Annotated in this window: 25 protein-coding genes, 1 tRNA gene and 1 pseudogene; 4 read left to right on the top strand and 23 right to left on the bottom strand. The window is 37.3% G+C overall.

What is annotated here, in order from left to right:
• Positions 1 to 369: 369 nt before the first annotated feature.
• The 7 genes and pseudogenes from QUG14_RS08865 to QUG14_RS08895 all read right to left on the bottom strand — a co-directional run bounded on the left by QUG14_RS08865 (position 370) and on the right by QUG14_RS08895 (position 4,175).
• The gene (locus QUG14_RS08865; protein WP_353961070.1) at positions 370 to 879 is read right to left on the bottom strand and encodes an ABC transporter substrate-binding protein; all 510 of its coding nucleotides are present in this window, start codon (positions 877 to 879) and stop codon (positions 370 to 372) included.
• A gap of 369 nt (positions 880 to 1,248) precedes the next feature.
• A complete protein-coding gene (locus QUG14_RS08870) occupies positions 1,249 to 1,965 on the bottom strand; it encodes an SDR family oxidoreductase (protein ID WP_289340154.1) in 717 nt (238 codons plus the stop codon).
• A gap of 122 nt (positions 1,966 to 2,087) precedes the next feature.
• Positions 2,088 to 2,231: pseudogene (locus QUG14_RS08875) on the bottom strand (DJ-1/PfpI family protein); the annotation flags it as partial.
• Positions 2,232 to 2,362: 131 nt separating this feature from the next.
• Positions 2,363 to 2,698, bottom strand: a complete 336-nt coding sequence (locus QUG14_RS08880) for an IDEAL domain-containing protein (RefSeq protein WP_289340155.1) — start codon at positions 2,696 to 2,698, stop codon at positions 2,363 to 2,365.
• A 135-nt stretch (positions 2,699 to 2,833) separates the two neighbouring features.
• Positions 2,834 to 3,247: an RrF2 family transcriptional regulator gene (locus QUG14_RS08885; protein ID WP_289340156.1), complete on the bottom strand. Its 414-nt coding sequence runs from the start codon at positions 3,245 to 3,247 to the stop codon at positions 2,834 to 2,836.
• Between the two features lie 129 nt (positions 3,248 to 3,376).
• On the bottom strand, positions 3,377 to 3,772 hold the full coding sequence (spxA, locus tag QUG14_RS08890) for a transcriptional regulator SpxA (protein ID WP_289340157.1): 396 nt from the start codon (positions 3,770 to 3,772) through the stop codon (positions 3,377 to 3,379).
• A gap of 306 nt (positions 3,773 to 4,078) precedes the next feature.
• Positions 4,079 to 4,175, bottom strand: a tRNA-Sec gene (locus tag QUG14_RS08895).
• 217 nt (positions 4,176 to 4,392) lie between these two features.
• Here QUG14_RS08895 and QUG14_RS08900 point away from each other — a divergent pair.
• Positions 4,393 to 4,824: a DUF2621 domain-containing protein gene (locus QUG14_RS08900; RefSeq protein WP_289340158.1), complete on the top strand. Its 432-nt coding sequence runs from the start codon at positions 4,393 to 4,395 to the stop codon at positions 4,822 to 4,824.
• Positions 4,825 to 5,078: 254 nt separating this feature from the next.
• Here the strand turns inward: QUG14_RS08900 and QUG14_RS08905 are convergent, their stop codons facing one another.
• Together QUG14_RS08905 and QUG14_RS08910 are read right to left on the bottom strand one after the other, a co-directional pair.
• Positions 5,079 to 5,552 (bottom strand): CcdC family protein, encoded by a 474-nt coding sequence (locus QUG14_RS08905; RefSeq protein ID WP_289340159.1) that lies wholly within the window; start codon positions 5,550 to 5,552, stop codon positions 5,079 to 5,081.
• A gap of 59 nt (positions 5,553 to 5,611) precedes the next feature.
• Positions 5,612 to 6,319, bottom strand: a complete 708-nt coding sequence (locus QUG14_RS08910) for a cytochrome c biogenesis CcdA family protein (RefSeq protein WP_289340160.1) — start codon at positions 6,317 to 6,319, stop codon at positions 5,612 to 5,614.
• A gap of 231 nt (positions 6,320 to 6,550) precedes the next feature.
• Here QUG14_RS08910 and QUG14_RS08915 point away from each other — a divergent pair, with 231 nt between their 5' ends.
• Entirely contained in the window at positions 6,551 to 6,778 is a 228-nt protein-coding gene (locus tag QUG14_RS08915) for a Spo0E family sporulation regulatory protein-aspartic acid phosphatase (RefSeq protein WP_483310718.1), read from the top strand.
• Positions 6,779 to 6,814: 36 nt separating this feature from the next.
• Here QUG14_RS08915 and QUG14_RS08920 read toward each other — a convergent pair whose 3' ends face one another.
• From QUG14_RS08920 to yneA, 9 genes are all read right to left on the bottom strand, one after another.
• Positions 6,815 to 8,608: an ABC transporter ATP-binding protein gene (locus QUG14_RS08920; RefSeq protein ID WP_289340163.1), complete on the bottom strand. Its 1,794-nt coding sequence runs from the start codon at positions 8,606 to 8,608 to the stop codon at positions 6,815 to 6,817.
• Position 8,609: 1 nt separating this feature from the next.
• A complete protein-coding gene (locus QUG14_RS08925; RefSeq protein ID WP_289340164.1) occupies positions 8,610 to 10,361 on the bottom strand; it encodes an ABC transporter ATP-binding protein in 1,752 nt (583 codons plus the stop codon).
• Positions 10,362 to 10,516: 155 nt separating this feature from the next.
• Positions 10,517 to 10,984, bottom strand: coding sequence for a hypothetical protein (locus QUG14_RS08930; protein ID WP_289340165.1), 468 nt, complete (start codon positions 10,982 to 10,984; stop codon positions 10,517 to 10,519).
• Positions 10,985 to 11,163: 179 nt separating this feature from the next.
• The gene (locus QUG14_RS08935; RefSeq protein WP_289340167.1) at positions 11,164 to 11,385 is read right to left on the bottom strand and encodes a YneF family protein; all 222 of its coding nucleotides are present in this window, start codon (positions 11,383 to 11,385) and stop codon (positions 11,164 to 11,166) included.
• A gap of 77 nt (positions 11,386 to 11,462) precedes the next feature.
• Positions 11,463 to 11,903, bottom strand: coding sequence for a sporulation inhibitor of replication protein SirA (sirA, locus tag QUG14_RS08940; RefSeq protein WP_289340168.1), 441 nt, complete (start codon positions 11,901 to 11,903; stop codon positions 11,463 to 11,465).
• A gap of 247 nt (positions 11,904 to 12,150) precedes the next feature.
• Positions 12,151 to 14,157, bottom strand: a complete 2,007-nt coding sequence (gene tkt / locus QUG14_RS08945; RefSeq protein ID WP_289340169.1) for a transketolase — start codon at positions 14,155 to 14,157, stop codon at positions 12,151 to 12,153.
• Positions 14,158 to 14,336: 179 nt separating this feature from the next.
• Complete coding sequence (locus QUG14_RS08950) at positions 14,337 to 14,567, bottom strand: DUF896 domain-containing protein (protein ID WP_289340170.1); 231 nt, start codon at positions 14,565 to 14,567, stop codon at positions 14,337 to 14,339.
• A gap of 72 nt (positions 14,568 to 14,639) precedes the next feature.
• Positions 14,640 to 15,296: a YneB family resolvase-like protein gene (locus QUG14_RS08955; RefSeq protein ID WP_289344108.1), complete on the bottom strand. Its 657-nt coding sequence runs from the start codon at positions 15,294 to 15,296 to the stop codon at positions 14,640 to 14,642.
• 9 nt (positions 15,297 to 15,305) lie between these two features.
• Positions 15,306 to 15,629, bottom strand: a complete 324-nt coding sequence (gene yneA / locus QUG14_RS08960; protein ID WP_289340171.1) for a cell division suppressor protein YneA — start codon at positions 15,627 to 15,629, stop codon at positions 15,306 to 15,308.
• 158 nt (positions 15,630 to 15,787) lie between these two features.
• Here yneA and lexA point away from each other — a divergent pair, with 158 nt between their 5' ends.
• The gene (gene lexA / locus QUG14_RS08965) at positions 15,788 to 16,411 is read left to right on the top strand and encodes a transcriptional repressor LexA (RefSeq protein WP_289340172.1); all 624 of its coding nucleotides are present in this window, start codon (positions 15,788 to 15,790) and stop codon (positions 16,409 to 16,411) included.
• Between the two features lie 155 nt (positions 16,412 to 16,566).
• Here the strand turns inward: lexA and QUG14_RS08970 are convergent, their stop codons facing one another.
• Entirely contained in the window at positions 16,567 to 16,776 is a 210-nt protein-coding gene (locus QUG14_RS08970) for a hypothetical protein (protein WP_289340173.1), read from the bottom strand.
• Positions 16,777 to 17,318: 542 nt separating this feature from the next.
• Here QUG14_RS08970 and QUG14_RS08975 point away from each other — a divergent pair.
• Positions 17,319 to 17,609: a DUF4257 domain-containing protein gene (locus QUG14_RS08975; protein WP_289340174.1), complete on the top strand. Its 291-nt coding sequence runs from the start codon at positions 17,319 to 17,321 to the stop codon at positions 17,607 to 17,609.
• Positions 17,610 to 18,020: 411 nt separating this feature from the next.
• Here QUG14_RS08975 and glnA read toward each other — a convergent pair whose 3' ends face one another.
• From glnA to hflX, 4 genes are all read right to left on the bottom strand, one after another.
• On the bottom strand, positions 18,021 to 19,355 hold the full coding sequence (glnA, locus tag QUG14_RS08980; RefSeq protein WP_289340175.1) for a type I glutamate--ammonia ligase: 1,335 nt from the start codon (positions 19,353 to 19,355) through the stop codon (positions 18,021 to 18,023).
• 30 nt (positions 19,356 to 19,385) lie between these two features.
• The gene (locus tag QUG14_RS08985) at positions 19,386 to 19,787 is read right to left on the bottom strand and encodes a MerR family transcriptional regulator (protein ID WP_289340176.1); all 402 of its coding nucleotides are present in this window, start codon (positions 19,785 to 19,787) and stop codon (positions 19,386 to 19,388) included.
• Positions 19,788 to 19,925: 138 nt separating this feature from the next.
• Complete coding sequence (locus QUG14_RS08990) at positions 19,926 to 21,200, bottom strand: methionine gamma-lyase family protein (protein WP_289340177.1); 1,275 nt, start codon at positions 21,198 to 21,200, stop codon at positions 19,926 to 19,928.
• Positions 21,201 to 21,204: 4 nt separating this feature from the next.
• Positions 21,205 to 22,473, bottom strand: a complete 1,269-nt coding sequence (gene hflX, locus QUG14_RS08995) for a GTPase HflX (RefSeq protein ID WP_289340178.1) — start codon at positions 22,471 to 22,473, stop codon at positions 21,205 to 21,207.
• Between the last annotated feature and the right edge of the window lie 47 nt (positions 22,474 to 22,520).

A 22,520-nucleotide genomic window follows, 5' to 3' on the forward strand; every position in this document is an offset into this window, starting at 1 on the left:
AATGTTACCAAAATATGACCAAAGATAATAATTCGGTTGTTGGCAAACAACTTGACCTTTACGTTTACTTCTCAAAAACCCTCATTTATCAAGGATTGGCGGGACTGCGTGGGAATCGAACCCACCAGACCTGGCACGCAGGTATCAAGCAGTTTTGAAGTTAGAGGGAAGGTATCATTTTTGATTACATTTAGTTTTATATAATGCCGTAAAGTCTTGATTTAATGCACTTTTTAAAAAGTTATATATCATTTAGTTTTAACTATTTTAATATAAAAACAACTAGTCTGTGACCAAGTTGTGACCAAAGGTGTGACCAGTTTTCTTGGATTATAAATAAAATTAAACAAGGATTTGAGGAGGTTTAAGTTAACCTCCTCTTCTTTCATTTATCACCCAAAGGAAGAATGATCCTGATTGAACCTGTGACCCCAACCCTGTCAATGATGGATATACTTTATGATTAGGAATTCCATTTAAGTCCGCCTCAGGACCCACAACATTCATTTCCGTACTTAACGTTGGTCCCAAAAGAGCCACAATGTCATCGTCACTCATGAGTTTTTGTGCAGCTGCTAAAGCCTGTTCCTGCTTTCCAGCGGAATCTTCAATCACAAGCTCAATTTTGACATCGCCCTTTGCGTTAATTTCTTTTTGAGCTAACTTAAAACCTCTTGTAATCGCTTCACCATAAGCAGCTCCAGGACCGCTTAAATACGAGATGACTCCAATTTTGGCTTTAACGCTTTTACCTGCTTGTCCACCGTCTTTAGAATCATCCTTTCCTGATGTTTCTGTACTACTGCCGCTGCAAGCTGTTAACAGAGCAAGTAATAGAACAGAAACGAATAGAAATGTCTTGTTTACGATCTTTCTCATTGCACTACCCCCTATTTTTTTAAAAATTTTAAATATGTATCTATTAAATAACAAATATTTTACAACGTAAATCATTTAGACAGAATTTTTAGAATTCTTATTTAATTAAACAATGACGTGTGAAATACATCTTTTCTTGAGATGCTGTCTCCAAGAATGACTTATAAAAAGGAACGAGGATTGGGTGCTAAATTAGAAATGAGCCCATACCGGGCAGATTGCTCATTTTATATTCTGGTTCTTTTTGGAACAAAAAAAAGTGACAATACTCTTTTTCAGTATTGCCACCAATGCATAATCTAACTATCATTTGGGTCAAAATGTCTGTTGGACTAGTTTAATAGGTTTTAATCTACTACAATTTAAATATTATACTAAGTGAGCTCCACCATCGATCAGAACAGCTGTGCCAGTAGTAAATCCATTTTTCGCTAAGTATACATAGGTTTCAGCTATATCTTGTGGTTGTGCAATCCGTCCAACAGGCAGCTGTTGTGCAATTCCATTGAATAATTCTTGACGCTGATCATCCGACATTCTAGCGTAGATTGGTGTATCGACAATTCCTGGTGAAACCACGTTTACCCTGATAGGGGCTAGATCTATGGAAAGTCCTCGAACCAATCCTTCGATCGCTGAGTTGATGGCCGCCAAAGTAGTAGCTCCTTGAGGAGGACGCACACCATATACACCAGAGGTTAAGGTAATCGAGCTCTCATTATTTAAATACGGCAGGGCTGCACGGACGGTAATATACTGTCCCCAGAACTTGCTGTCAAATGAGTCTCTAGCACTTGCAACAGGTAATTCGCTAAAGTGCCCCATAGTACCTTCTCCCGCCGTTAGCACAAGGTGATCAAAATTTCCAACCTTGCTGAAAAAGTCTGCTACTTTTTCTTCACTGCGAAAATCGATTTCGTAGCCTTCCACAATGCCTCCAAGCACTTGTTTCGCTTCAGATAACTTTGAATCAGAACGGCTTGCGATGATTACTTGAGCAGATTGATCTAGAAATGCTCTGGCAGCAGCTAATCCGATGCCAGATGTACCACCTAAAACGACCACTCTTTTTCCTTTTAATGACATGGTTAAAAGCACTCCCTTAAAATTTTTTTAGTTTGCCAATTTATTGGCAAGTACTCATATTGTTCTCTACAATCTCTAAGTGAAATTTACATAAAGAACATGTTTCCTTTGTACATATAGTATTACTCAGCTAATAGGTTTAAAACTTCACGATTAAATGTAGGGAAATCATCTGGAAAACGGCTAGTCATAATAATATGGCTAACCACAACTTCTTCATTTTTGTAGTTAGCGCCTGCATTTAATAAATCGTTACGAATTGATTTAAGGGATATTTTCCCTTACTAAATAAATACTAGTAATCCACTGGGTTTACCTAATATTAATTCTGTTGATCAATTTTCGCACCTAAACTGCTCACAAGGTGATTAACATAGTCTAGAACAGATATTGATTCTTATTTTACGCCATTAAGAAGCTGCCTCATGGAGTTTAGCTCAGAAGATAGCTCAATAAACCATTCTTCATCCCCTGTTGAGAGAGCCAAATCTATTAGAAAACGAATTTGTTCCTTGTTTGTCACTTTTGAAACTGGCATTTTCTTAACCTGTTTACTTAACATATGAATTGTTTTGCCAACAGTTACTTTATTATCAGATATAATAACCGTTACCTTCATTATCCCATCCAGAATATCAAGTGAATCAATATAGCCTAAAATCAATTCCCCATCCATTGATTTCCCCTTAATCCAATCACCTGTTTTTAAAATGGAACTATTATTGGTCATCATACTTTTTTCACCTTCTTAAAATAGTAGAATAAATAAATAAAGAAAGAAATTAAATAAAAATGACAGCCATCAGGTTGAACTGTAATTTATTTTATTACATTTTAATTAATAGGAAGGCCTGACCTTCACCTGTATTCATTTCTGTTGATTGATAAGACCGACAACGTCTTTAATGGTATAGTTCTTTAAATATTCCCCAAGATGTTCTTCAGCACCTAAGAAAATACCAAATAAAACTCTTTTCATATTCGCGCCCACAACACACTGTTCATTTGATTCAGGACACTTAGGCTGCAATGCACCTTCAGAGGTTATCTTATATATATCCCATAGATTAATTTCACTTAAATCTAATGCAAAAATAAATCCGCCGCCAGTTCCTTCTTTCGATTTTATATATCCATGCTTTTTTAACAAACTCAGCACTTTACGAATACGAACTGGATGGACACCGGCACTCTCCGATATAGCATCGCTTGTAGACATCCGATCCAACTGCAGTGCAAGATAAGTTAAACTGTGAATGGCAAGAGTATAGTCACTATTCATGGCCTGCCTCCTAAGTATTAATAACTACTTAACATCTTTTTTCTGATATTCATTAGTACTGTAATACTAAGTGCTACAGATTGCCTTGTCAAGCATATTGAAAATACTGTATGACTATAGTAATACCTATTAATTGGCCAGTTTTTGTGACTCGATGTAAGAGAAAGTTCGAAGCTTTCTGGGAAGAAAACTGCGAATGTCTTCCTCATTATATCCGATCTGTAATCTTTTTTCGTCCTGGATAATTGGCCTGCGCAACATTTTTGGGTTTTTCATTATTAATTCATATAATTCATTAAGCGGGAGAGATTCAATAATTACATTTAATTCCTGAAACGTTTTTGAATTAGTTGAAATAATCTCGTCCGTTCCATTTTCTGTCAGGCGAAGAATAGATTTAATCTCATCGACTGTAAGAGGGTCAGTTATTATATTTCTTTCAATATATTCAATATTATGTTCCTCAAGCCACGCCTTTGCTTTACGGCAAGAAGTACAGCTTGATGTGATATATAAATTTACCATGCTTTTTACACACTCCTTATATATTTTTACTGCATAATTTTTTCCTTTATGTCTTAATCCTTCAACGCCATTAAAATGTAATTAAAAAAATTACAGTTAGAATTCAAAACAATTAAAATTAAGTTGGCTAAAATAACTAGCAGTCTAAACACTCAAACTAGACCAACTCAATTTAATTGAGTATACTGTAATTTTAATGTTTACAGTTCAGGAAGTCAACAATAATTTTAGGTTTAAATATAATAGCTATCTTCTGAATAGGCTTCTAAAGAAAACGTTAATACCCTTGATAACACTGAATAAATATGGCGGGACTGCGTGGGAATCGAACCCACCAGACCACACACGGTGGTCTCAAGCAGTTTTGAAGACTGTGGAGGACACCAGTACCCCATTCAGCCCCATAAATATTATAGTAGAAAGGTAATTCCCATTTGTAATCATAATACAATGGAATATAGTAATAATCAATAGAGTTAGGGATATTGTCATTTTTTCGACAACTTTTGCAATACCCCTTGAAGAGACTGCTACCTTGATAATACAGGCGAAAACTTGTCTTTTCACCTAATTTCAGACTATAATAGATAGATGAAAATTGTAATATGTAGGTGAATACAATGGGGCAGTTAACAGGTTGGTTTCTTTGGTTTATATTAATATGGATCTTTGCATTTGCCGGTGCCATGGCGATTGGCGGATTTTTTATGTTTCGTAAGTTTTTAAAGAAAATGCCAAAGGAAGACGGAAAATCCGTGATGGACTGGGAAGAATACTACGTGAATCAGACTCGTCATTTATGGGGCGAGGAAGAAAAACACCTTCTAGAAGATTTAGTTAGCCCTGTTCCAGAGCTTTTCCGTGATGTAGCACGGCACAAAATAGCCGGAAAGATTGGCGAACTTGCACTTAACGAGAAAGTAACAAAAATTACAGAAGAACTCGTCATCCGCGGCTATATTCAAGCAACTCCAAAGAGAGATCATAAATTCTTACGAAAAAAGCTTTTTGAAAATCGAATTGATGTCGCTCCGTACGAGCACTTATTCTAAACCGTCCCTCGTGACGGTTTTTTATTTTAGTATTTTTGTTAAATTTCATTGTTGAATATTAGTACAACGGAATAAAAGGTCGATGAAAGACAAATCAGGAGAATTCCCAGTGAGATTAGTCCTTCATAAGCATGATGAAAGACTAATCAGGAGAGTTCCCAGTGAGATTAGTCCTTCATAAGGATTTCCGTGAGAAAAATCAACATTTGTCTTTAACAGAGCCTATTTAATAAAAAACACTGACTCTAAAAGAGTCAGTGCTGTCCATGAAGCTGTCTATAAAGCTTCTTATAATCTAGATACATCGCGATCCGCCATGGGACAATCATACTAAACGCGAGCAAGAAGAACATACCGCTTAATTCTCCAAAATCGATTGTTGTACTTAAAATCGATTTTAACCCTAATCTCACAATTAATAATCCAACTAAAATGTACATAAACGCTTTAGAGCGTTTTAAATAGATTTCCTCGTCCCGAATCTCAAATTTTGAGGTTCTTATCAACAATATGGAAAATAACATTCCTAGGATTACTACCTCGCCTATTTCCAACGGGCTTAATCTAAATTGCGGTACTACATACATTAATGCTCCGCTTGACATAAAAACGGGCGGCAGGATAATCTTTAATGCATTTGTAGGTTTCTTTGCAGCTTTCATGCGGACGAATAAAGCAAATATCCCCATAAATACCGCTCCTATAGAAGAAATAACAACGAAGTTCATAGGATCCATCCCCTATATTAAAAATAAACCAACAACTATATTACTATAAATATCATTCATTAGAAACCTGTAAAGCCACCAAACATTCCTGAGAAAATCGTAATTATTTTTGTCATCCAATCAAAGAAGAGCACGATACCCATGACAATCATAAGATAACCGCCGACTTTTACAATTTTACCACTGTTTTTGCGGATCCATTTCATTTTGCCAACAAAGAAAGAGAGGATTAAGAATGGAATCGCAAACCCAAGTGAATAAGCGACCATGTAAACGACACCTGAACCTGGATTTGTTGCTGCAAGGGCGATTACTGCCGAAAGAATCGGACCTGTACATGGCGTCCAGCCAGCCGCAAAGGCCATTCCGATAAGTGATGAGCCAAAATAGCCGGAAGGGCGATTTTTAAATTCTAATTTACGATCTTTCATCAAAAACTCTGGTTTAAATACACCGACGATGATCAATCCAAATAGCACGATAAAGATTCCGCCAAGCTGACGAATGAGATCTTTGTACTCGAGGAAAAAACTGCCTACAAACGAAGTACCGAAACCAATGGCGATGAATATAGCCGAAAATCCTAATAGGAAAAAGATAGTATGTAGAAGGCTCCGCTTTTGAAGCATGGCGTTTTCAGTTTTTAACTCCCCCACAGACATCCCCGTAATATATGATAAAAATGCAGGGTAAAGAGGTAAACAGCATGGTGATATAAAACTTAAAAATCCTGCGCCTAAAGCTAAAAATATATTTACATCCGTCATATTAACACTCCCACTATAGTCGATACTCTTTCATTTTAACAAAACTTACCCCTAATTGATAATGGTTAACATGAATATTTTGTGTCGCAAGACGTTTATTAACAATTCCTTCAAAAAACTCTCTAAGTTTCTACTATGTTCCTAAATTAGATGGATATTTATTTACAAATATCTTGGATTTATTCCCATCTTAGGTTATACTAGTAAAACATTGTTAGAGAATAACTAGCAATGTTTTGTTGTCTATTATTGGAGTTTTCTCCGGAAAGGACCTCGACTGTGATCAAACAAGATTTAGTTGCACTAATTGAAAAAAAGCGTGCTGAGTTAATTCAAGTCGCGGTCACAAACGGCTTGACTTCCTCCATTGCTATTCGCTATAGCCAGGAATTAGACCATCTTTTAAACGAATATAATCGAAAATATATAAAGAAAACCCGCCAAGTGGCGAGTCTATAATGCAAGAATCCTGGCCATTGACCAGGATTTTTTTTATTAATGCATAATATCCTCTAAGCGTTCTACTGCGCCATTTTGCAAGAGGAACATCTTGTGATAGAGTCCACCTAGTGCCAGGAGCTCTTGATGCGTTCCTCTTTCGACGATCTCGCCCTGGTGCAAGACGAGAATTAAATTAGCGTCCTGAATCGTTGACAACCGGTGGGCAATCGCAATCGTCGTACGCCCTTTCCGCATTTTCGCTAGAGCCGTTTGAATGGCTTCCTCTGTTTCCGTATCGATGTTAGCCGTTGCCTCATCGAGGACGAGAATCTTTGGATTGGCTGCAATCGTCCTAGCAAACGCAATTAATTGCCTTTGGCCACTAGAAAACGTAGATCCTCTTTCGACCACTTTATGATTATAGGAATCTTCTAGTTTTTCAATAAAGTGATGAGCTTGAACAAATTGTGCAGCTTCCTCTACTTGTTTGTCGGTTAATTCATGTTTATGCAACGTAATATTGTCTCTTACTGTTCCGTAAAATAAAAACGGATCTTGAATTACGAGCCCCATTTTATCTCGTAATTCATCCTTAGAAAAATTACGTATTGATTTACCATCAATTAATATATCGCCTTTCTCGTATTCATAAAATCTCATTAATAGATTGATAATTGAACTTTTCCCGCTTCCTGTATGACCGACAAGCGCTACGGTTTCACCTGGATTTGCTGTAAAGGAAATATTTTTCAGGACATCTCGCTGCCCATCGTAAGAAAAGGTTAAATTCTTAATTTCAATTCTGCCCTCTTCAATAGATAGATCACTTTCTTCATTTTGCGCAGGTGCCAATTCATTCTTATCGAGAATTCTAAAAACGCGTGCCCCTGCTACAATCGCTTGCTGATACAATGATAATCTCATCATCATATTATTTACCGGTTCAAAGAAACGCTCAAGGTAATTGACAAATGCATATAACACACCGATTTCTACCGGACTGTTTAATGAAGTGATCCCAAAATAATTTAAGACAATAATCAACCCCAAAATAAAAATCAAGTCAACCGCTGGGCGCAATAATAGGCCATCAATCTTGATATTCTTCATCCCGGAATTATAATGCTTTTCATTGATGTCTTCGAACTCTTGGCGAAGTCTTTTTTCCTGGCGGAATACTTGAATAATGCTCATACCCTGTAAGGATTCACTTAGTTTCGCATTTAGTTGGCTAAGTCTTTCTCGCATATCCAAATAGAAACGTGAACTAAATTTTCGATATAAACTCATGACAAGGAGAATTAGTGGAATAAAAATAAGGCAGAACAATGCCAATTTTACATCCAGTATAAACATGGTAATGAAAATCCCTGCTAGTAAAAATCCGCTTTGGATAAAGGTCGAAATGACGGTAACAAACATATCTTTAATGGCTTCCGTATCGTTCGTTACCCTCGAAACAATACTTCCTGCTGGTGTTTGATCAAAGTATTTAAGACCAAGTGACTGAACCTTTGAAAAAATATCAACCCGCAGCTGCTGAATAATTTTCAAAGCAATCTCCTGAAACTTTACTAACTGAAAAAACATTAAAACGGATTTTACAATTTGAATCCCGAGATAACTTGCTCCAAGGATAACCAAAGGCCCAAAGACTAGATTCCCAGGTGTTAAGTAATCATCAATAAAGATTTTCACTAGAATCGGACCTGCTAACTCTCCCAATGTGGTTAAAACCAAAAGACTAAAAGCTAGAATTAATTGCTTTTTATGTGGTTTTGTATAGGCAAGCAGGCGATATAAAACACTTTTTTGTTCTTTTTGAGTCAGCTGTTGTGTTTCTTCCATTTTAATGTCCTCCATGCTCAACCAACTCCTCTAGCTGCTGACGTAAATACATTTCCTTATACCAACCATCGTTTTCCATAAGTTCATCATGTGTTCCTCTTTCAATGACCTTGCCATTATCAAGGACAAGGACTAAGTTCGCATGTTGAATAGCACTCAAACGGTGTGAAGTAATAATCGTTGTTTTCCCTTCACGGTTCTTCCTTAATGAAGAAAGAATCGCTTCCTCTGTCTTTGCATCTACAGCGGAAAGGGAATCATCGAGTACTAACACTTCTGGATTCATAAGCAGTGCACGGGCAATTGAAATTCTTTGTTTCTGCCCACCTGATAGCGATACCCCACGCTCACCTACTACGGTTTGATAACCATCAGTAAACTGAAGAATATCATCGTGAATATTCGCTAGCTTAGCCGCACTATAGATTTCTTCTTTCAGAACATGTGGATTGGTAAAGGCGATATTTTCACCCACACTGGCTGAAAATAAGAAATGATCCTGAGGTACATAGCCAATCGCTTCACGTAACTTCTCCAGTTTATATTCTTGAAGTTTGTGACCACCGAAGGAAATTCCGCCCCCATAGTCTTCAAATTCACGAATAAGAAGCTTTAAAAGTGTCGTTTTTCCTGCACCGGTTTTCCCAACAATTCCAAGTGTTTCCCCTCTATTTAGCGAGAATGAAATATCTTTTAACATAGGTTCTTTTTCACCTGGGAATGTGAATGTTTGTATATCATAGTTAATATCACCGCTAGGTACCACATCTAACGCATGACTCGAGTCTGTTATATCGGACTTTTCTCGAAGTAATGCAGCAACACGGTCATAAGAAGCACGACCACGCTCAACAATGTTAAACAACCAGCCAAATGCTAGCATTGGCCAGATTAATAGTCCTAAATAGGTTGTAAACGCAATCAATTCACCAATACTAAGTTCCCCTGCCAGTACATATTTCGCACCAAAAGTAATGGCCAAGAAGAACGATATCCCCACAATAATAGAGATGGTTGGATCGTATAAAGAATCTATTTTAGCAACAACGATATTTTTTTGAACCACATCATCTGATTGCTTTCTAAAATCTTCAATATCTTCTTTTTCCTGACCAAATGTTTTAATAACTTTTATCCCAGAAATACTTTCCTGTGTTTTATCGTTTAAGTCCGAAAAGGCTTCTTGTGCTTTGTGGAAGGTTCGATGCAGCATCGTACCAAACCAACTGGTAAGAATGGCCATAAACGGCATTGGAATTAAACAAATCAAGGTTAATTTCCAGCTGATCGTAAACGCCATGGCTAAAATAACAAATCCACCTGTTGAAAGAGAATCCACTAAGGTAAGGACCCCAGCACCAGCTGTTTGTTGAATAGCAGAAAGATCATTGGTCGCATGTGCCATTAAATCACCAATCCTGCGTTTCTGATAAAACGATGGCGACATGTTCGTAAAATGTTCATATAAACGATTTCTTAACTGTTTGCTAAGTTTAACCGCCGAACCAAAGATCATAATTCTCCAAAAGTACCTCAAGACATACATTCCAAGACCTGCGCCTACTAATACCGCCATCCACTCAAACAGCAAACCTTTTGTCAGCGTACCGTTATTAATATGGTCGGCGATGATTCCAATGACCTTGGGAGGCACGAGTTGAAGCAGCGCTACAAAAAGCAATATAACGATTCCTGATATGTACGCTTTTTTCTCTTGCTTAAAAAACCAGCCTAAATCTAAAAATACTCTCATAATTTTTCCCCCGAAAAATCTCTTTTTATTATTTTAAAAAAATCATTTCACCTCACCGAAGGTATATTTTATCAAATATTAGTAAAATAATAAAGATTTAGACACTTATTCGTTGTATGAAAAAAGCACCCATAAAAATGAGTGCTGGTCCTGTTTTATTTGGATTCTTGACTTTCTATTTCCGCCACTTTTTCTTCTGCAGATTTTTTTAATCCGTCTACTTCTACTTTGATTTCATCAGGGACAAATTTTGCACGATTCAAATAATTTACGATTACCTGATAATCGGTCTTCTGTCCATTTAAATCTGCAGGATCATAGGTCTTAGTTTGGTTTTCATTATTTTTGATAAATGCTGATGCAATGTAATAGAAATCCTTTTGAGACTCACTCTTTAATGAAACGGTTTCTTTTACTACTTCATCATATTTTTTCTCTATGATTAGTTTGCTGAACTTTTCGTCCTCAGCTGTATACTCTCTAGTATTTTCATTTTCTTTCGCAGCGTTTGTACCCTCTTCTGTTTTATTTTCTTCAGGGGCTGCTGTTTCTTCTTTTTCTTGTGTTCCACATGCTGTTAAAGCTAGAAGTAAAATTAAAATAAGTGATAACACCTTTTTCATGTAGAATTGCTCCTTCTCTATGTTGGTATTCCAAGCGTAACTAGTATGAACCTAAATATTCCTTTTTTCAATAGAAAAGCAAAATATAAAACTTTTCGAAAAACTCATACATATTTACACGAAAAAACCACTTTATCTTTTGGTTAATCCCCTAAGATAAAGTGGTCTGGGTTCATCTATTATTTGCCTTGCTGTTTATTCATAGCAGACATCATCTGGTTGATCTTCTTTTGAGAAGGCTTCATACCCATTTGCATCATCATCATTTTTAACATTTGTTCATTAATTGGTGGATTTTTCTTTAAGTAGCTCATCATGTATTTACGAGCAATGAAAAATCCTAGAGCCACACCAGCTACTAATGCTAGTATAACAACTAGAATCCATAAACCTGTACCCATTAAACTTCCTCCTTCATGTTGTCTATCATACAGTGTACTAAATAAAATGGGAATATACAATATTCTCTTTCAAAAGATTAGACATATTTTCTCTCTTTAATAGGCTTTAACCAACCAAACCGCTGATGATCAAGATCTAAAGCCATAAACGAAGACTCACATTTTCTAAGCACTTCAAAGAAAATCGTCTCGGCTTCATAACTGCCAGAAGCCTCAATAGTAATTAAATCCTGGAAAACCCTTAATTTCGCTGTACTTAGTTTTCCACTTAACTCAATGGAGTATGTACCATGTTCAGCCCGAAAACCCTTCTTTTTCCCCAGTTGTTTTTGAATCAATTGATGTATTTTTAAAACCTCTAATGACTTTGTTATATAGGTAATTTGTTTATTTGTAATAAATTTCAGTTCACCTTCTGCTTTATGATGTTCCTGAAAAAGCTGAAAAAATATACGCTCTCTTCCGAAGTAATGGGCGGCAAATTCATCTTCTATTAAATAAAGCTGATAATTCCTCACCACGATCTCTCCTTCGTTGAATACCCTTTCTATCAATTATAAATAATCACTATCAAAACATTTGTCTTATAACGCTAAAAAAAACCACTATTATTGTCGAAATCATAAGATTCATACAAATATTATTATATCTTACTAATATTTGAACAGTCACGGTTAACTGCATTTTTCAAATATTGTTCATTTCTTAGTAATAGATACGACAAAAAAGAGAACGACACAAAGCCGTTCCCTTTGAATGTTTCTCTTATTTTTGAAGAAGTGCCTTCACTCGTGCAACTACATTGTTTACACTAAAGCCGTATTCTTCCATAATTTTTTCACCTGGTGCTGATGCTCCGAATGTATCAATTGCTAACACATCGCCTTCATCACCTGTGTATTTGTGCCAACCGAATGAAGTACCAACTTCAATTCCAAGGCGCTTTTTCACACTCTTAGGAAGAACTGATTCTTTGTACTCCTGTGTTTGTTGTTCGAAACGATCCCATGATGGCATGCTGACAACAGAAACATGAATTCCTTCACCAGCTAATGCCTTTTGTGCTTCAACTGCTAGACTTACTTCAGAACCAGTTGCTAGTAATAGAGCATCTGCCGTTTCTCTTTCAGATGGTGAAACAACATATGCACCTCTTGAAACTCCCTCGTACGCATTTTGGTCTGTACCTTTAAGGGTTGGTAAGTCCTGACGTGTTAACACTAATGCAGTTGGCTTGTTGGTAGACTCTACCGCAAGCTTCCAAGCAGCAGCTGTCTCATTACCATCAGCTGGACGAATAATAGATAGTCCTGGCATTGCACGCAGTGCAGCAAGTTGTTCAACTGGCTCATGCGTAGGTCCATCTTCTCCAACCGCAATACTATCATGAGTAAATACATACGTTACTGGTAAGCCCATTAACGCAGCAAGGCGGATGGCAGGACGTAAGTAGTCAGAGAACACAAAGAATGTTCCTCCAAAAATTTTCACTCCACCATGTAAGGCGATACCATTCATCGCTGCACCCATCGCAAATTCACGAACACCGAACCAGATATTACGTGCATCATAGTTGCCTGGAGCATAATCCCCAGTTCCTTTGATCATGGTCTTATTTGAACCAGCTAGGTCAGCAGAACCACCAATAAAGATAGGTAAGTTTTTCGCAATTCCGTTTAGAGCTTCACCGGATGAAGCACGGCTTGCCAGACTCTTTCCTTCACTGTAAACGGGAAGATCTTTATCCCAGCCCTCAGGTAATTCATTGTTCAGTACATTTTCTAGTTGAGTTGCCAATTCAGGATATTCCTTTTTATATGCTGCAAAAAGGTCATTCCATTCTTTTTCCTTTTTCACACCATTTTCAACGATAAGGTTTTTGAAGTTATCATAAACTTCTTGTGGTACATGGAAATCTTCTTCAAATGTCCATTTGTAAGCTTCTTTTGTTAGTTTTAACTCATCAGCACCAAGCGGTGAGCCATGTACGCCAGAAGTTCCAGCACGGTTAGGAGAACCATAACCAATTACTGTTCTTACTTCAATCATAGTAGGTCTATCAAGATCATTTCTAGCTTCTTCTAAAGCTTTCGCAATTTCTTCTAAATTATTGCCATCCTCTACACGAAGGTACTGCCAACCGTAAGATTGGAAACGCTCCTTAACACTTTCAGAGAATGATTTGTTCAAATCACCATCAAGAGAGATATCATTGGAATCGTATAAAACGACTAAACGGCCCAATTGTAAATGGCCAGCAAGTGATGCAGCTTCAGCTGATACACCTTCCATTAAATCTCCGTCACCACAAATACTATATGTAAAATGGTTTACAAGTTCATAATTTTCTTTGTTATAAACACTAGCTGTGTGGCGTTCTGCCATTGCCATTCCGACAGCCATTGCAACACCTTGTCCAAGTGGACCCGTTGTTGCTTCTACTCCTTCAGTATGGCCAAACTCTGGATGTCCTGGAGTTTTACTTCCCCATTGACGGAATTGTTTTAAATCATCCATGGATAGATTGTAACCAGACAAATGTAGCATGCTGTATAACAAAGCAGATCCATGTCCTGCAGATAGGACAAAACGGTCACGGTTAAACCACTTTGGATTTTTTGGATTCTGATTCATAAAACGAGTCCATAAAGTATAGGTCATTGGTGCCGCACCCATAGGCATTCCAGGATGTCCTGAATTTGCCTTTTCAATCATGTCAATGGAAAGCGTACGAATAGAGGTTACCGATAAAGCATCAATAGTATCAAACATTAAATAAATCACTCCTGCTTCAATAGGATTAATAATACCAACTTTTATATTATAGTTCTCTTGGCATTAATTCAACAATTAATTTGACTACTAAACAAATTATTTTACTATCATTTATTATTTTGACACTGCACTAGGGACATTATGTAAAAAAGGAAAACGAAATGTTTTCCCTTTTATTAATGAAGATTATATTTTTTTCTTTGTTTTATCTTATCTGGTGTTACGTCATTTCCCTCTGGATCAATGATTTTGGTATTTGTCAATGTATCCAACATAGCACTCCGGAAAGTGGTCAAATACTCGCTTCTTAGTTTTGATTGTTCTTTTGCTTCCGCTTCTGTTAATCCAGTAGCTTTTGCTTTTCTAGCTAATTCATTGATTCTAGCCATTTTTTCTTTTGAGAGCATTTTTGTACCCTCCTTTCCATTACTTAAAAACTGATTTTACTAAAAAATAAACCATCTGACAAGGCAAATGGTCTACTGATCTTCTGTTTCGATTGTTTGTTGAGATTCTTGATAGCGTCTGTGGACGGTTGCTTTTGAAATATTATACCCAAACCCTCTTAAAGTAGCTGCAATCTCTGAAAAAGTTAATTTGTTTTTCCTAAGACGGACAATCTCTTCGACCGGAACTTCTATTTTCTCCCGTCCAGAATTCCACTCGAGATTTTTAAGGTTTTTCTCGGGTTTGTACCCCTGTGCGACAGCCCGTTTCATTCCACGTTTGATTTTAATATTATGTAATTTGCGCTGATATTCTTCTACCATACCGACTATTTGCAATACCATTGAATCACTTTCAGATAACTGTAACTCTCCATTATGGGAAATACTATAAAGTTTAACTCCTTCTTTGATTATACAATGCAACAGAGCAATCTTCGCATTTCCTCTTCCCAGTCTCGTTTCATCTTGGATTAACACAGCCTGAACTGATTGTTGTTTTAATAGATCCAATAATTCCAGAATTCCATCTCTTTCAAGTTCATACCCGCTTGCTTGTTCCCTAATAATCGAAACAACATTGAAATGATATTGACTTGCAAGCTGTGTCAGTTCCTCTTCCTGACGCTTTAATGACGTTTCCTGGGTATCCTTGTTTGTGCTTACCCGACAGTATATTATTGCATTCACCATTTCTCCTTACTCCCCAGCGGCGCTTGCAAGTTCAGTTACAGACCCAACTTCATAGTTTACAGGGATAATGATTTCATCTCCAGGATAAATTTTATCTCCTTCAATTTCGTTATGCTGTTTCACCCAACTAATAAATTCAGTATTGGTGTATGAATGCTGTTCCGAGTATTGAGTGGAAATCTTCCAGAGTGAATCTCCTTCGGAAACCGTAATGGTTGTGAACTTTTCGTCTACATTTGAATTGAAACGTAATGATAAAATTAAAGCTAATGAACAGCTTAAGATGATAAGTAAAATAGCATAAGAGTATTTGTCCCATATTTTTTTCATATAAAAAACCCCTATCTAGAATGTATGTTCGTTTCTATGGCTTTATTATAATCCGAACACTTGTTTGTTGTCAACAATAATTCGAACTTATGTTTGTATAAAAAATACGAACATGCTATAATTAATTTAATAATTAAATAGGGCGAGGTGTATCTATTATGACAAAAATATCTAAGCGCCAGCAGGATATCCTTGAGTTTATTAAAGGGGAAGTTAAGAAAAAAGGCTATCCGCCATCCGTTAGGGAAATTGGAGAAGCAGTTGGACTTGCCTCAAGTTCAACCGTCCATGGACATTTAGCGAGATTGGAAAGCAAAGGGCTTATAAGACGCGATCCAACAAAACCTAGAGCAATTGAAATACTAGAAGCTGATGAAAGTGTAAATATCCCGCGAAACAATGTAGTCAATGTCCCAATTGTTGGTAAGGTAACAGCCGGTGTTCCTATTACCGCCATTGAAAACGTAGAGGAGTATTTTCCGCTTCCTGAAAGTCTAGCACCTGCCGATGAGCAAGTATTTATGCTAGAAATCATGGGTGAGAGTATGATAGAAGCCGGAATTCTCGATGGAGATTATGTAATCGTTAGACAACAGCAAACCGCAAATAACGGGGATATCGTCGTTGCAATGACTGAAGAAGATGAAGCTACTTGTAAGCGATTCTTTAAAGAAAAAGATTATATTCGCCTGCAGCCAGAGAACTCTACTATGGATCCAATTATTTTACGAAACGTTTCGATACTGGGAAAAGTTATCGGAGTATATCGTCATATTCATTAGGCAAAAGAGCAAATCTAGTAATTTACGGGTTCAGTTTCTTATTGAAGGAATCGAAATTACAGATAAAAAGTCAATAATAGAAACACAAAAATGCACTGATTTATTCAGTGCATTTTGTCTTGTATTAAATATAAATATCTATGGCATAAATAAGTTTAGCGTGCCGCTTTTGGCGGTTGGCACTCGTCACATTTACGTTGGTTGTTATTTTTAAATTTCGTAAATGTCTTTTCAAAGTTGCTACCACATGCACATTTAAATAATAACTTTTGAGAAAAACCATGATATTCCGTCGAAATCAACTTACTTTCCGAATTGTTCTCAACGAATTCTTTAATTTTACCAATAGTCCATCGTTTATTCATTCGATTATACCTCCATATTTTATCGATAGGCGGAGGCTTTTTTCTTGGCATCCGTAATCATATATCTTAAGTTTCCCATTATACCACGAGCTCACACACAATTAAACAGGTGAAGGTATCTTATTACACTTATCTCCTTACTAACCAGGCTTACCTACATTGACCCAATTGCCCTTTTTTCATGCTCTTCAGTCACTCCAGGCTAGCTGCATTGACCCAAATGCCTTTTCTTCAAGCTCTTAGGTCACTCCAGGCTTCCTGCATTGACTCAATTGCCTTTTCTTCATGCTCTTCTGTCATCCAGACTTCCTGCACTAACCCAAATATGGATTCAATAAATTGAGAAACATTTCGTAACTGGGTACAGTTATCCGAGTTTATTTTTTGATGTTAAATCTGCTCATTATTATACTTTTTTTGGAAAAATATACAAAAATATGAATATTTACTCATTCTATCTAGTTTCAACTATTAGTATAATGGTAATACACCAAGATTTTACCTTAGGTCAAAAAAATCCAGGCTTAAGGAGTGTGAAAACAGTGTTGAAGGACATTATTTTCTCAATGGTTATTGGTGGTTTGGTAGGAGTTGTAGGACACGTTCGGAAGCACGGAAAAATAATCATGCCTAGGAAGACGAAGAGGTTTATCTATTTAGGTTTTTTAGAAGAAATGCTTCTTGGTTCTGTCGCAGCTCTCCTCATCATGATTTACACAACTCCAAATTCAATGGTTGAAACTATTTTTTTATCGGCCCTTGCAGGGATTAGTGGTGATATCATACTCACTAGATTTAGATCACTCAATGAAAATAACGAAAAAGAATCCTGAACGAAATAAACCCAGTATGGACCATATCCATCCTGGGTCTTTTAATTTTGCTGCAAGCCTTTGTAACTACTATTTTTTGTACCTAGTAATATCATCATTAGAGGATCCATGGTTACCACTTTTCTGCTCACCCTTCGATTTCGGTCATCATGAACGCTCCATGGTCACCACTTTTCCGTTTCACCTTCGATTTCGGTCATCATGAACACTCCATGGTTACCACTTTTCTGCTCACCCTTCGATTTCGGTCATCATGAACTCTCTATGGTTACCACTTTTCAGTTGCACCTACGATTTCGGTCATCATGAACGCTTATAGATGCCCTTACTATGTCAACATATAGCAAGCTACAAACTAATATTAACGAAAATAACCCAGTATGACTTAAGTCTATACTGGGTTACTTAATTTTAGTACATGCTCATATATTGGTCGCGTTCCCATGGGTGTACTACCGTACGGAACATATCCCACTCAATCTCTTTTGCTTCGATAAAGTGTTCGAAGATGTGCTCTCCAAGACCTGAAACAATTACTTCATCAGACTTCAATTGATCTAATGCTTGAGCTAGTGTTGCAGGAAGATCGATGATACCTTCTTCGATTCTTTCTTCTTTGCTCATAACATAGATGTTACGGTCAACTGGAGCTGGAGGAGTCATTTTATTTTTAATACCATCTAAACCAGCTTTTAATAGAACAGCCATTGCAAGGTATGGGTTTGCAGCTGGGTCAACGCTTCTTACTTCTACACGAGTACTTAAACCGCGAGAAGCTGGAATACGAATTAATGGTGAACGGTTTCTAGCAGACCATGCAACGTAGCAAGGTGCTTCATAGCCAGGAACTAGACGCTTATAAGAGTTTACAGTTGGGTTCGTTACCGCTGTAAAGCTTGGTGCGTGCTTTAAGATACCAGCGATAAATTGACGCGCTGTATCACTCATTTCTAAATCACCAGTTGGCTCGTAGAATGCATTAACGCCATTTTTAAATAATGAAAGATTCATGTGCATTCCAGAACCGTTTACTCCGTATAATGGTTTAGGCATGAACGTTGCATGTAAACCGTGCTTACGAGCAATTGTTTTTACTACTAATTTGAATGTTTGAATTTGGTCACATGCAGTTAATGCATCCGCATATTTAAAGTCAATTTCATGTTGACCTGGTGCTACTTCGTGGTGAGACGCTTCAATTTCGAAGCCCATTTCTTCTAGTTCAAGTACGATATCACGACGGCAGTTTTCTCCTAAATCAGTTGGAGCAAAATCGAAATAACCGCCTTGGTCGTTCAATTCTAGTGTTGGTTCACCTTTTTCGTCTAGTTTAAATAAGAAGAATTCTGGCTCAGGCCCTAAGTTAAAATCTGTAAATCCTAGTTCTTCCATTTCTTTCAATACTCTTCTTAAGTTATTACGTGGGTCACCATCAAATGGGTTTCCTTCTGCAGTATAGATATCACAGATTAAACGAGCTACTTTTCCTTTTTCAGCTGTCCAAGGGAATACTACCCAAGTATTCAAATCAGGATATAAATACATATCAGATTCTTCAATACGTACAAAACCTTCGATAGAAGAACCGTCAAACATCATTTTATTATCAAGTGCTTTTTCTAACTGACTAACAGGGATCTCAACATTTTTAATAATTCCTAAAATATCAGTGAATTGTAATCGAATATATTTTACATTTTCCTCTTGTGCCAACCGCTTAATATCTTCTCTTGTAAACTTTGTCATTCTTATTACCCCCAAATAATTTAATAGAATTTAATGGAAAAATCGTGACATATCCCCTTGCCTTAGTGACGAACGATTAAATCTACCAGCTTGCTGTAATTCATGTCGAAGGAGATTTCGCAACTGTTCGTCTGTTAATTCCTGCTTAGTTTTCTCGACTTGCTGAGCAATAACGTTTGCCTGTTGATTCTTGATTAGGAAAAGCTGTTTTATACCAGCCATATTGATTCCTTGATCAATTAAGTCTTTAATTTCTAATAGACTATCAATATCATTTAAACTAAATAGTCTTCTATTCCCATCAGTTCTTGCTGGAGAAATCAATTGATGCTCTTCATAGTATCGGATTTGTCTGGCTGTTAGTTCTGTTAGCTGCATGACGGTTCCGATTGGGAATAGTGGCATTGAGCGGCGTATTTCTTTTCCACTCATTTAATTTCTCCTCTCTTTTTGTTAATTTATATTGCTATTATATTTCGTGTTAGAAAAGATGTCAATCAAATGTCAGGTTTTCTAACATGGTTTTTTCGCAAAAAAAGGACAACTATTTAAAGTTATCCTTTGCTTAATTCATTCGATTAATCCAATTAACTTTTTTTCAATTAATGAATCTACTGCAATACAAACAGCCATTTTTACATGGGAATAGGTTAATCCGCCTTGAACATATGCAACATACGGAGGTCTAATTGGACCATCAGCAGTCAACTCAATACTCGCACCTTGGATAAATGTTCCCGCTGCCATAATCACATCATCCTCGTAACCTGGCATATAAGCAGGATAGGCCGTTACGTGTGAATTGATGGGAGAAGCAAATTGAATCGCCTGGCAAAAAGCAATCATTTTATCCTTATCATCAAATTGGACAGATTGAATGAGGTCCGTTCTTCTGGCATCCCATTTAGGTGATGAATTCATTCCGAGTTTTTCGAGAAGAGCCGCTGTAAAAACAGCTCCCTTTAACGCTTGTCCAACCACATGCGGAGCCAAAAAGAAGCCCTGATACATTTCTTGAAGGCTGTAAAGGGAAGCCCCCGCCTCTGCGCCTATCCCTGGTGAAGTCATTCGATACGAACAGGCTTCAACATATTGTTTTTTCCCAACAATATATCCACCTGTTTTAGCAATTCCCCCACCAGGATTTTTAATCAATGAACCAGCCATCAAATCGGCTCCAACATCACAAGGCTCTAATTCTTCCACAAATTCCCCATAACAGTTATCTACAAAAACCACTACATCTTCTCTGATCTCTTTTACAAACGAAATCATCTCTTTGATTTCAGCGACAGTAAAAGATGGGCGAGTTGCATACCCTTTTGAACGCTGTATACCAATCATTTTGGTATTGTGTTTGATTTTCGAAGAAACCATTTCCCAATCAATCGTTCCCTCATTTGTTAGTTCAACACTGTCATAAGAAATGCCAAACTCCCTTAACGAACCAACACCATTACCACGGATCCCGACAATTTCTTCAAGCGTATCGTACGGTTTACCAGTAATATATAGAAGTTCGTCACCTGGACGAAGGATACCAAATAACGCAATCGAGATCGCATGTGTTCCTGAGATGATTTGTGGTCGAACAAGCCCCGCCTCTGCACCAAAAACATCTGCATAGATTCGTTCTAAGGTATCTCTGCCAATATCATCATATCCATACCCTGTAGTCGGAATAAAGTGAGAATCACTTACCCGATGTTTTTGATAACTACTCAAAACCCGAAATTGATTATTTTCAATTCTCTCGTCTATTTCCTTATGTACATATGCAATTTGTTGTTCTACATCTCTTACTATCTGTTGAAGCTTTTCCCCATTTTTTAACTGTTGAAACATGCTGTTACTCCATTCTCGTTTTATATTTCTGCAATTGGCCGGAAATTTGCTGATCAGGAAGCGAAAATCCCCGACATTGATAAAGCTCGTTGTCTTCATCAAAGACCAATTCTCTTACAATTGTCTCATTCTTTAGTTGTGCAATTAGTTTCCCTTCTGTTGAAGGAATACTCACTTGGTATTGGTTCATCATTTCAATAATGACTTTTTCGACTTTTCTTTTTAATTCGTTGCGGTCCTCTTTGTCATAAGCACTAATGAAAATAAGAGGAGTATTCGTTGTTGGCACAAAGTCAGGGTGCTTAATATCCCTTTTATTATAGACCGTTATCTGCGGGATGTCTTTCACTTCCAAATCTTCAAGCAGCTTATTTACGGTTTTTTCATGCTGAAAATAGTCCGCATTGGACATATCAACGACATGCAAAAGCAGGTCCGCTTCCTTCACCTCTTCAAGAGTCGAACGAAACGCCGCAATAAGGGAAGTTGGAAGGTCTTGAATGAATCCAACCGTATCGGTAATTAAAGTTTGAAATCCACTTGGTAAAATCAACTTTCTTGTCATTGGGTCCAATGTGGCAAAAAGTTGGTTTTCCTCATATGAATCCGCTTCAGATAGACGGTTAAAGAGCGTTGATTTACCAGCGTTAGTATAACCCACAATCGCAATTTGGAATGTTTTGTTCTTTTTTCTTCTTTCACGGTAACGATCTCGATGTTGAACAATTACCCCAAGCTGACTTTTAATATCGTCAATTCTTCGACGAATGTGACGGCGGTCTGATTCCAGCTTTGTTTCCCCAGGTCCTCTTGTTCCAATACCCGCACCAAGTCTAGATAACGCTGTACCCTGTCCAGCAAGACGCGGCAATAAATATTGAAGCTGCGCCAATTCAACCTGCAGTTTCCCCTCTTTAGACCTTGCTCTTTGCGCAAAGATATCCAAGATTAACTGAGTCCGGTCGATAATCCGGGCATCTAGCTCAGAAGATAGATTTCGTTTCTGACTCGGTGAAAGCTCATCGTTAAAGATGACTAAATCCGCCTCTACCTCGTCTACAAGTGCCTTAAGTTCTTCTACCTTCCCTTTTCCTATATATAGCGCTGAGTGGATACGCTCTCTTTTTTGGACAACAGTCATAAGAACTTCACCTTTGGCTGTTTCTGTTAAAGAGGCAAGCTCTTCCATCGAATAGTGGAACCTGCTATCATCTAAAGTTTGCGTTTGGCAGCCAACTAAGATTGCTTTTTCCAAGCTTGTTTCATGTTCCATACCAACACCTGCTTTCATATTTCTTTTTTTCATCATACCAAAAAAGT

This window comes from Neobacillus sp. CF12, assembly GCF_030348765.1.
Classification (GTDB): domain Bacteria; phylum Bacillota; class Bacilli; order Bacillales; family Cytobacillaceae; genus Neobacillus.

Coding starts and splice junctions, on each gene's coding strand:
- QUG14_RS08985 (WP_289340176.1), bottom strand. CDS start 19,787: ATGAGTGGAAAAGAAATACGCCGCTCAATGCCACTATTCCCAATCGGA.
- QUG14_RS08885 (WP_289340156.1), bottom strand. CDS start 3,247: ATGAATAGTGACTATACTCTTGCCATTCACAGTTTAACTTATCTTGCA.
- tkt (WP_289340169.1), bottom strand. CDS start 14,157: ATGTTTGATACTATTGATGCTTTATCGGTAACCTCTATTCGTACGCTT.
- QUG14_RS08930 (WP_289340165.1), bottom strand. CDS start 10,984: ATGAAAAAGGTGTTATCACTTATTTTAATTTTACTTCTAGCTTTAACA.
- lexA (WP_289340172.1), top strand. CDS start 15,788: ATGACAAAAATATCTAAGCGCCAGCAGGATATCCTTGAGTTTATTAAA.
- hflX (WP_289340178.1), bottom strand. CDS start 22,473: ATGGAACATGAAACAAGCTTGGAAAAAGCAATCTTAGTTGGCTGCCAA.
- QUG14_RS08915 (WP_483310718.1), top strand. CDS start 6,551: ATGTTTTGTTGTCTATTATTGGAGTTTTCTCCGGAAAGGACCTCGACT.
- QUG14_RS08870 (WP_289340154.1), bottom strand. CDS start 1,965: ATGTCATTAAAAGGAAAAAGAGTGGTCGTTTTAGGTGGTACATCTGGC.
- QUG14_RS08910 (WP_289340160.1), bottom strand. CDS start 6,319: ATGACGGATGTAAATATATTTTTAGCTTTAGGCGCAGGATTTTTAAGT.
- spxA (WP_289340157.1), bottom strand. CDS start 3,772: ATGGTAAATTTATATATCACATCAAGCTGTACTTCTTGCCGTAAAGCA.
- QUG14_RS08880 (WP_289340155.1), bottom strand. CDS start 2,698: ATGATGACCAATAATAGTTCCATTTTAAAAACAGGTGATTGGATTAAG.
- QUG14_RS08925 (WP_289340164.1), bottom strand. CDS start 10,361: ATGAGAGTATTTTTAGATTTAGGCTGGTTTTTTAAGCAAGAGAAAAAA.
- QUG14_RS08905 (WP_289340159.1), bottom strand. CDS start 5,552: ATGAACTTCGTTGTTATTTCTTCTATAGGAGCGGTATTTATGGGGATA.
- QUG14_RS08950 (WP_289340170.1), bottom strand. CDS start 14,567: ATGCTCTCAAAAGAAAAAATGGCTAGAATCAATGAATTAGCTAGAAAA.
- QUG14_RS08865 (WP_353961070.1), bottom strand. CDS start 879: ATGAGAAAGATCGTAAACAAGACATTTCTATTCGTTTCTGTTCTATTA.
- QUG14_RS08900 (WP_289340158.1), top strand. CDS start 4,393: ATGGGGCAGTTAACAGGTTGGTTTCTTTGGTTTATATTAATATGGATC.
- QUG14_RS08970 (WP_289340173.1), bottom strand. CDS start 16,776: ATGAATAAACGATGGACTATTGGTAAAATTAAAGAATTCGTTGAGAAC.
- yneA (WP_289340171.1), bottom strand. CDS start 15,629: ATGAAAAAAATATGGGACAAATACTCTTATGCTATTTTACTTATCATC.
- QUG14_RS08935 (WP_289340167.1), bottom strand. CDS start 11,385: ATGGGTACAGGTTTATGGATTCTAGTTGTTATACTAGCATTAGTAGCT.
- QUG14_RS08990 (WP_289340177.1), bottom strand. CDS start 21,200: ATGTTTCAACAGTTAAAAAATGGGGAAAAGCTTCAACAGATAGTAAGA.
- QUG14_RS08920 (WP_289340163.1), bottom strand. CDS start 8,608: ATGGAAGAAACACAACAGCTGACTCAAAAAGAACAAAAAAGTGTTTTA.
- glnA (WP_289340175.1), bottom strand. CDS start 19,355: ATGACAAAGTTTACAAGAGAAGATATTAAGCGGTTGGCACAAGAGGAA.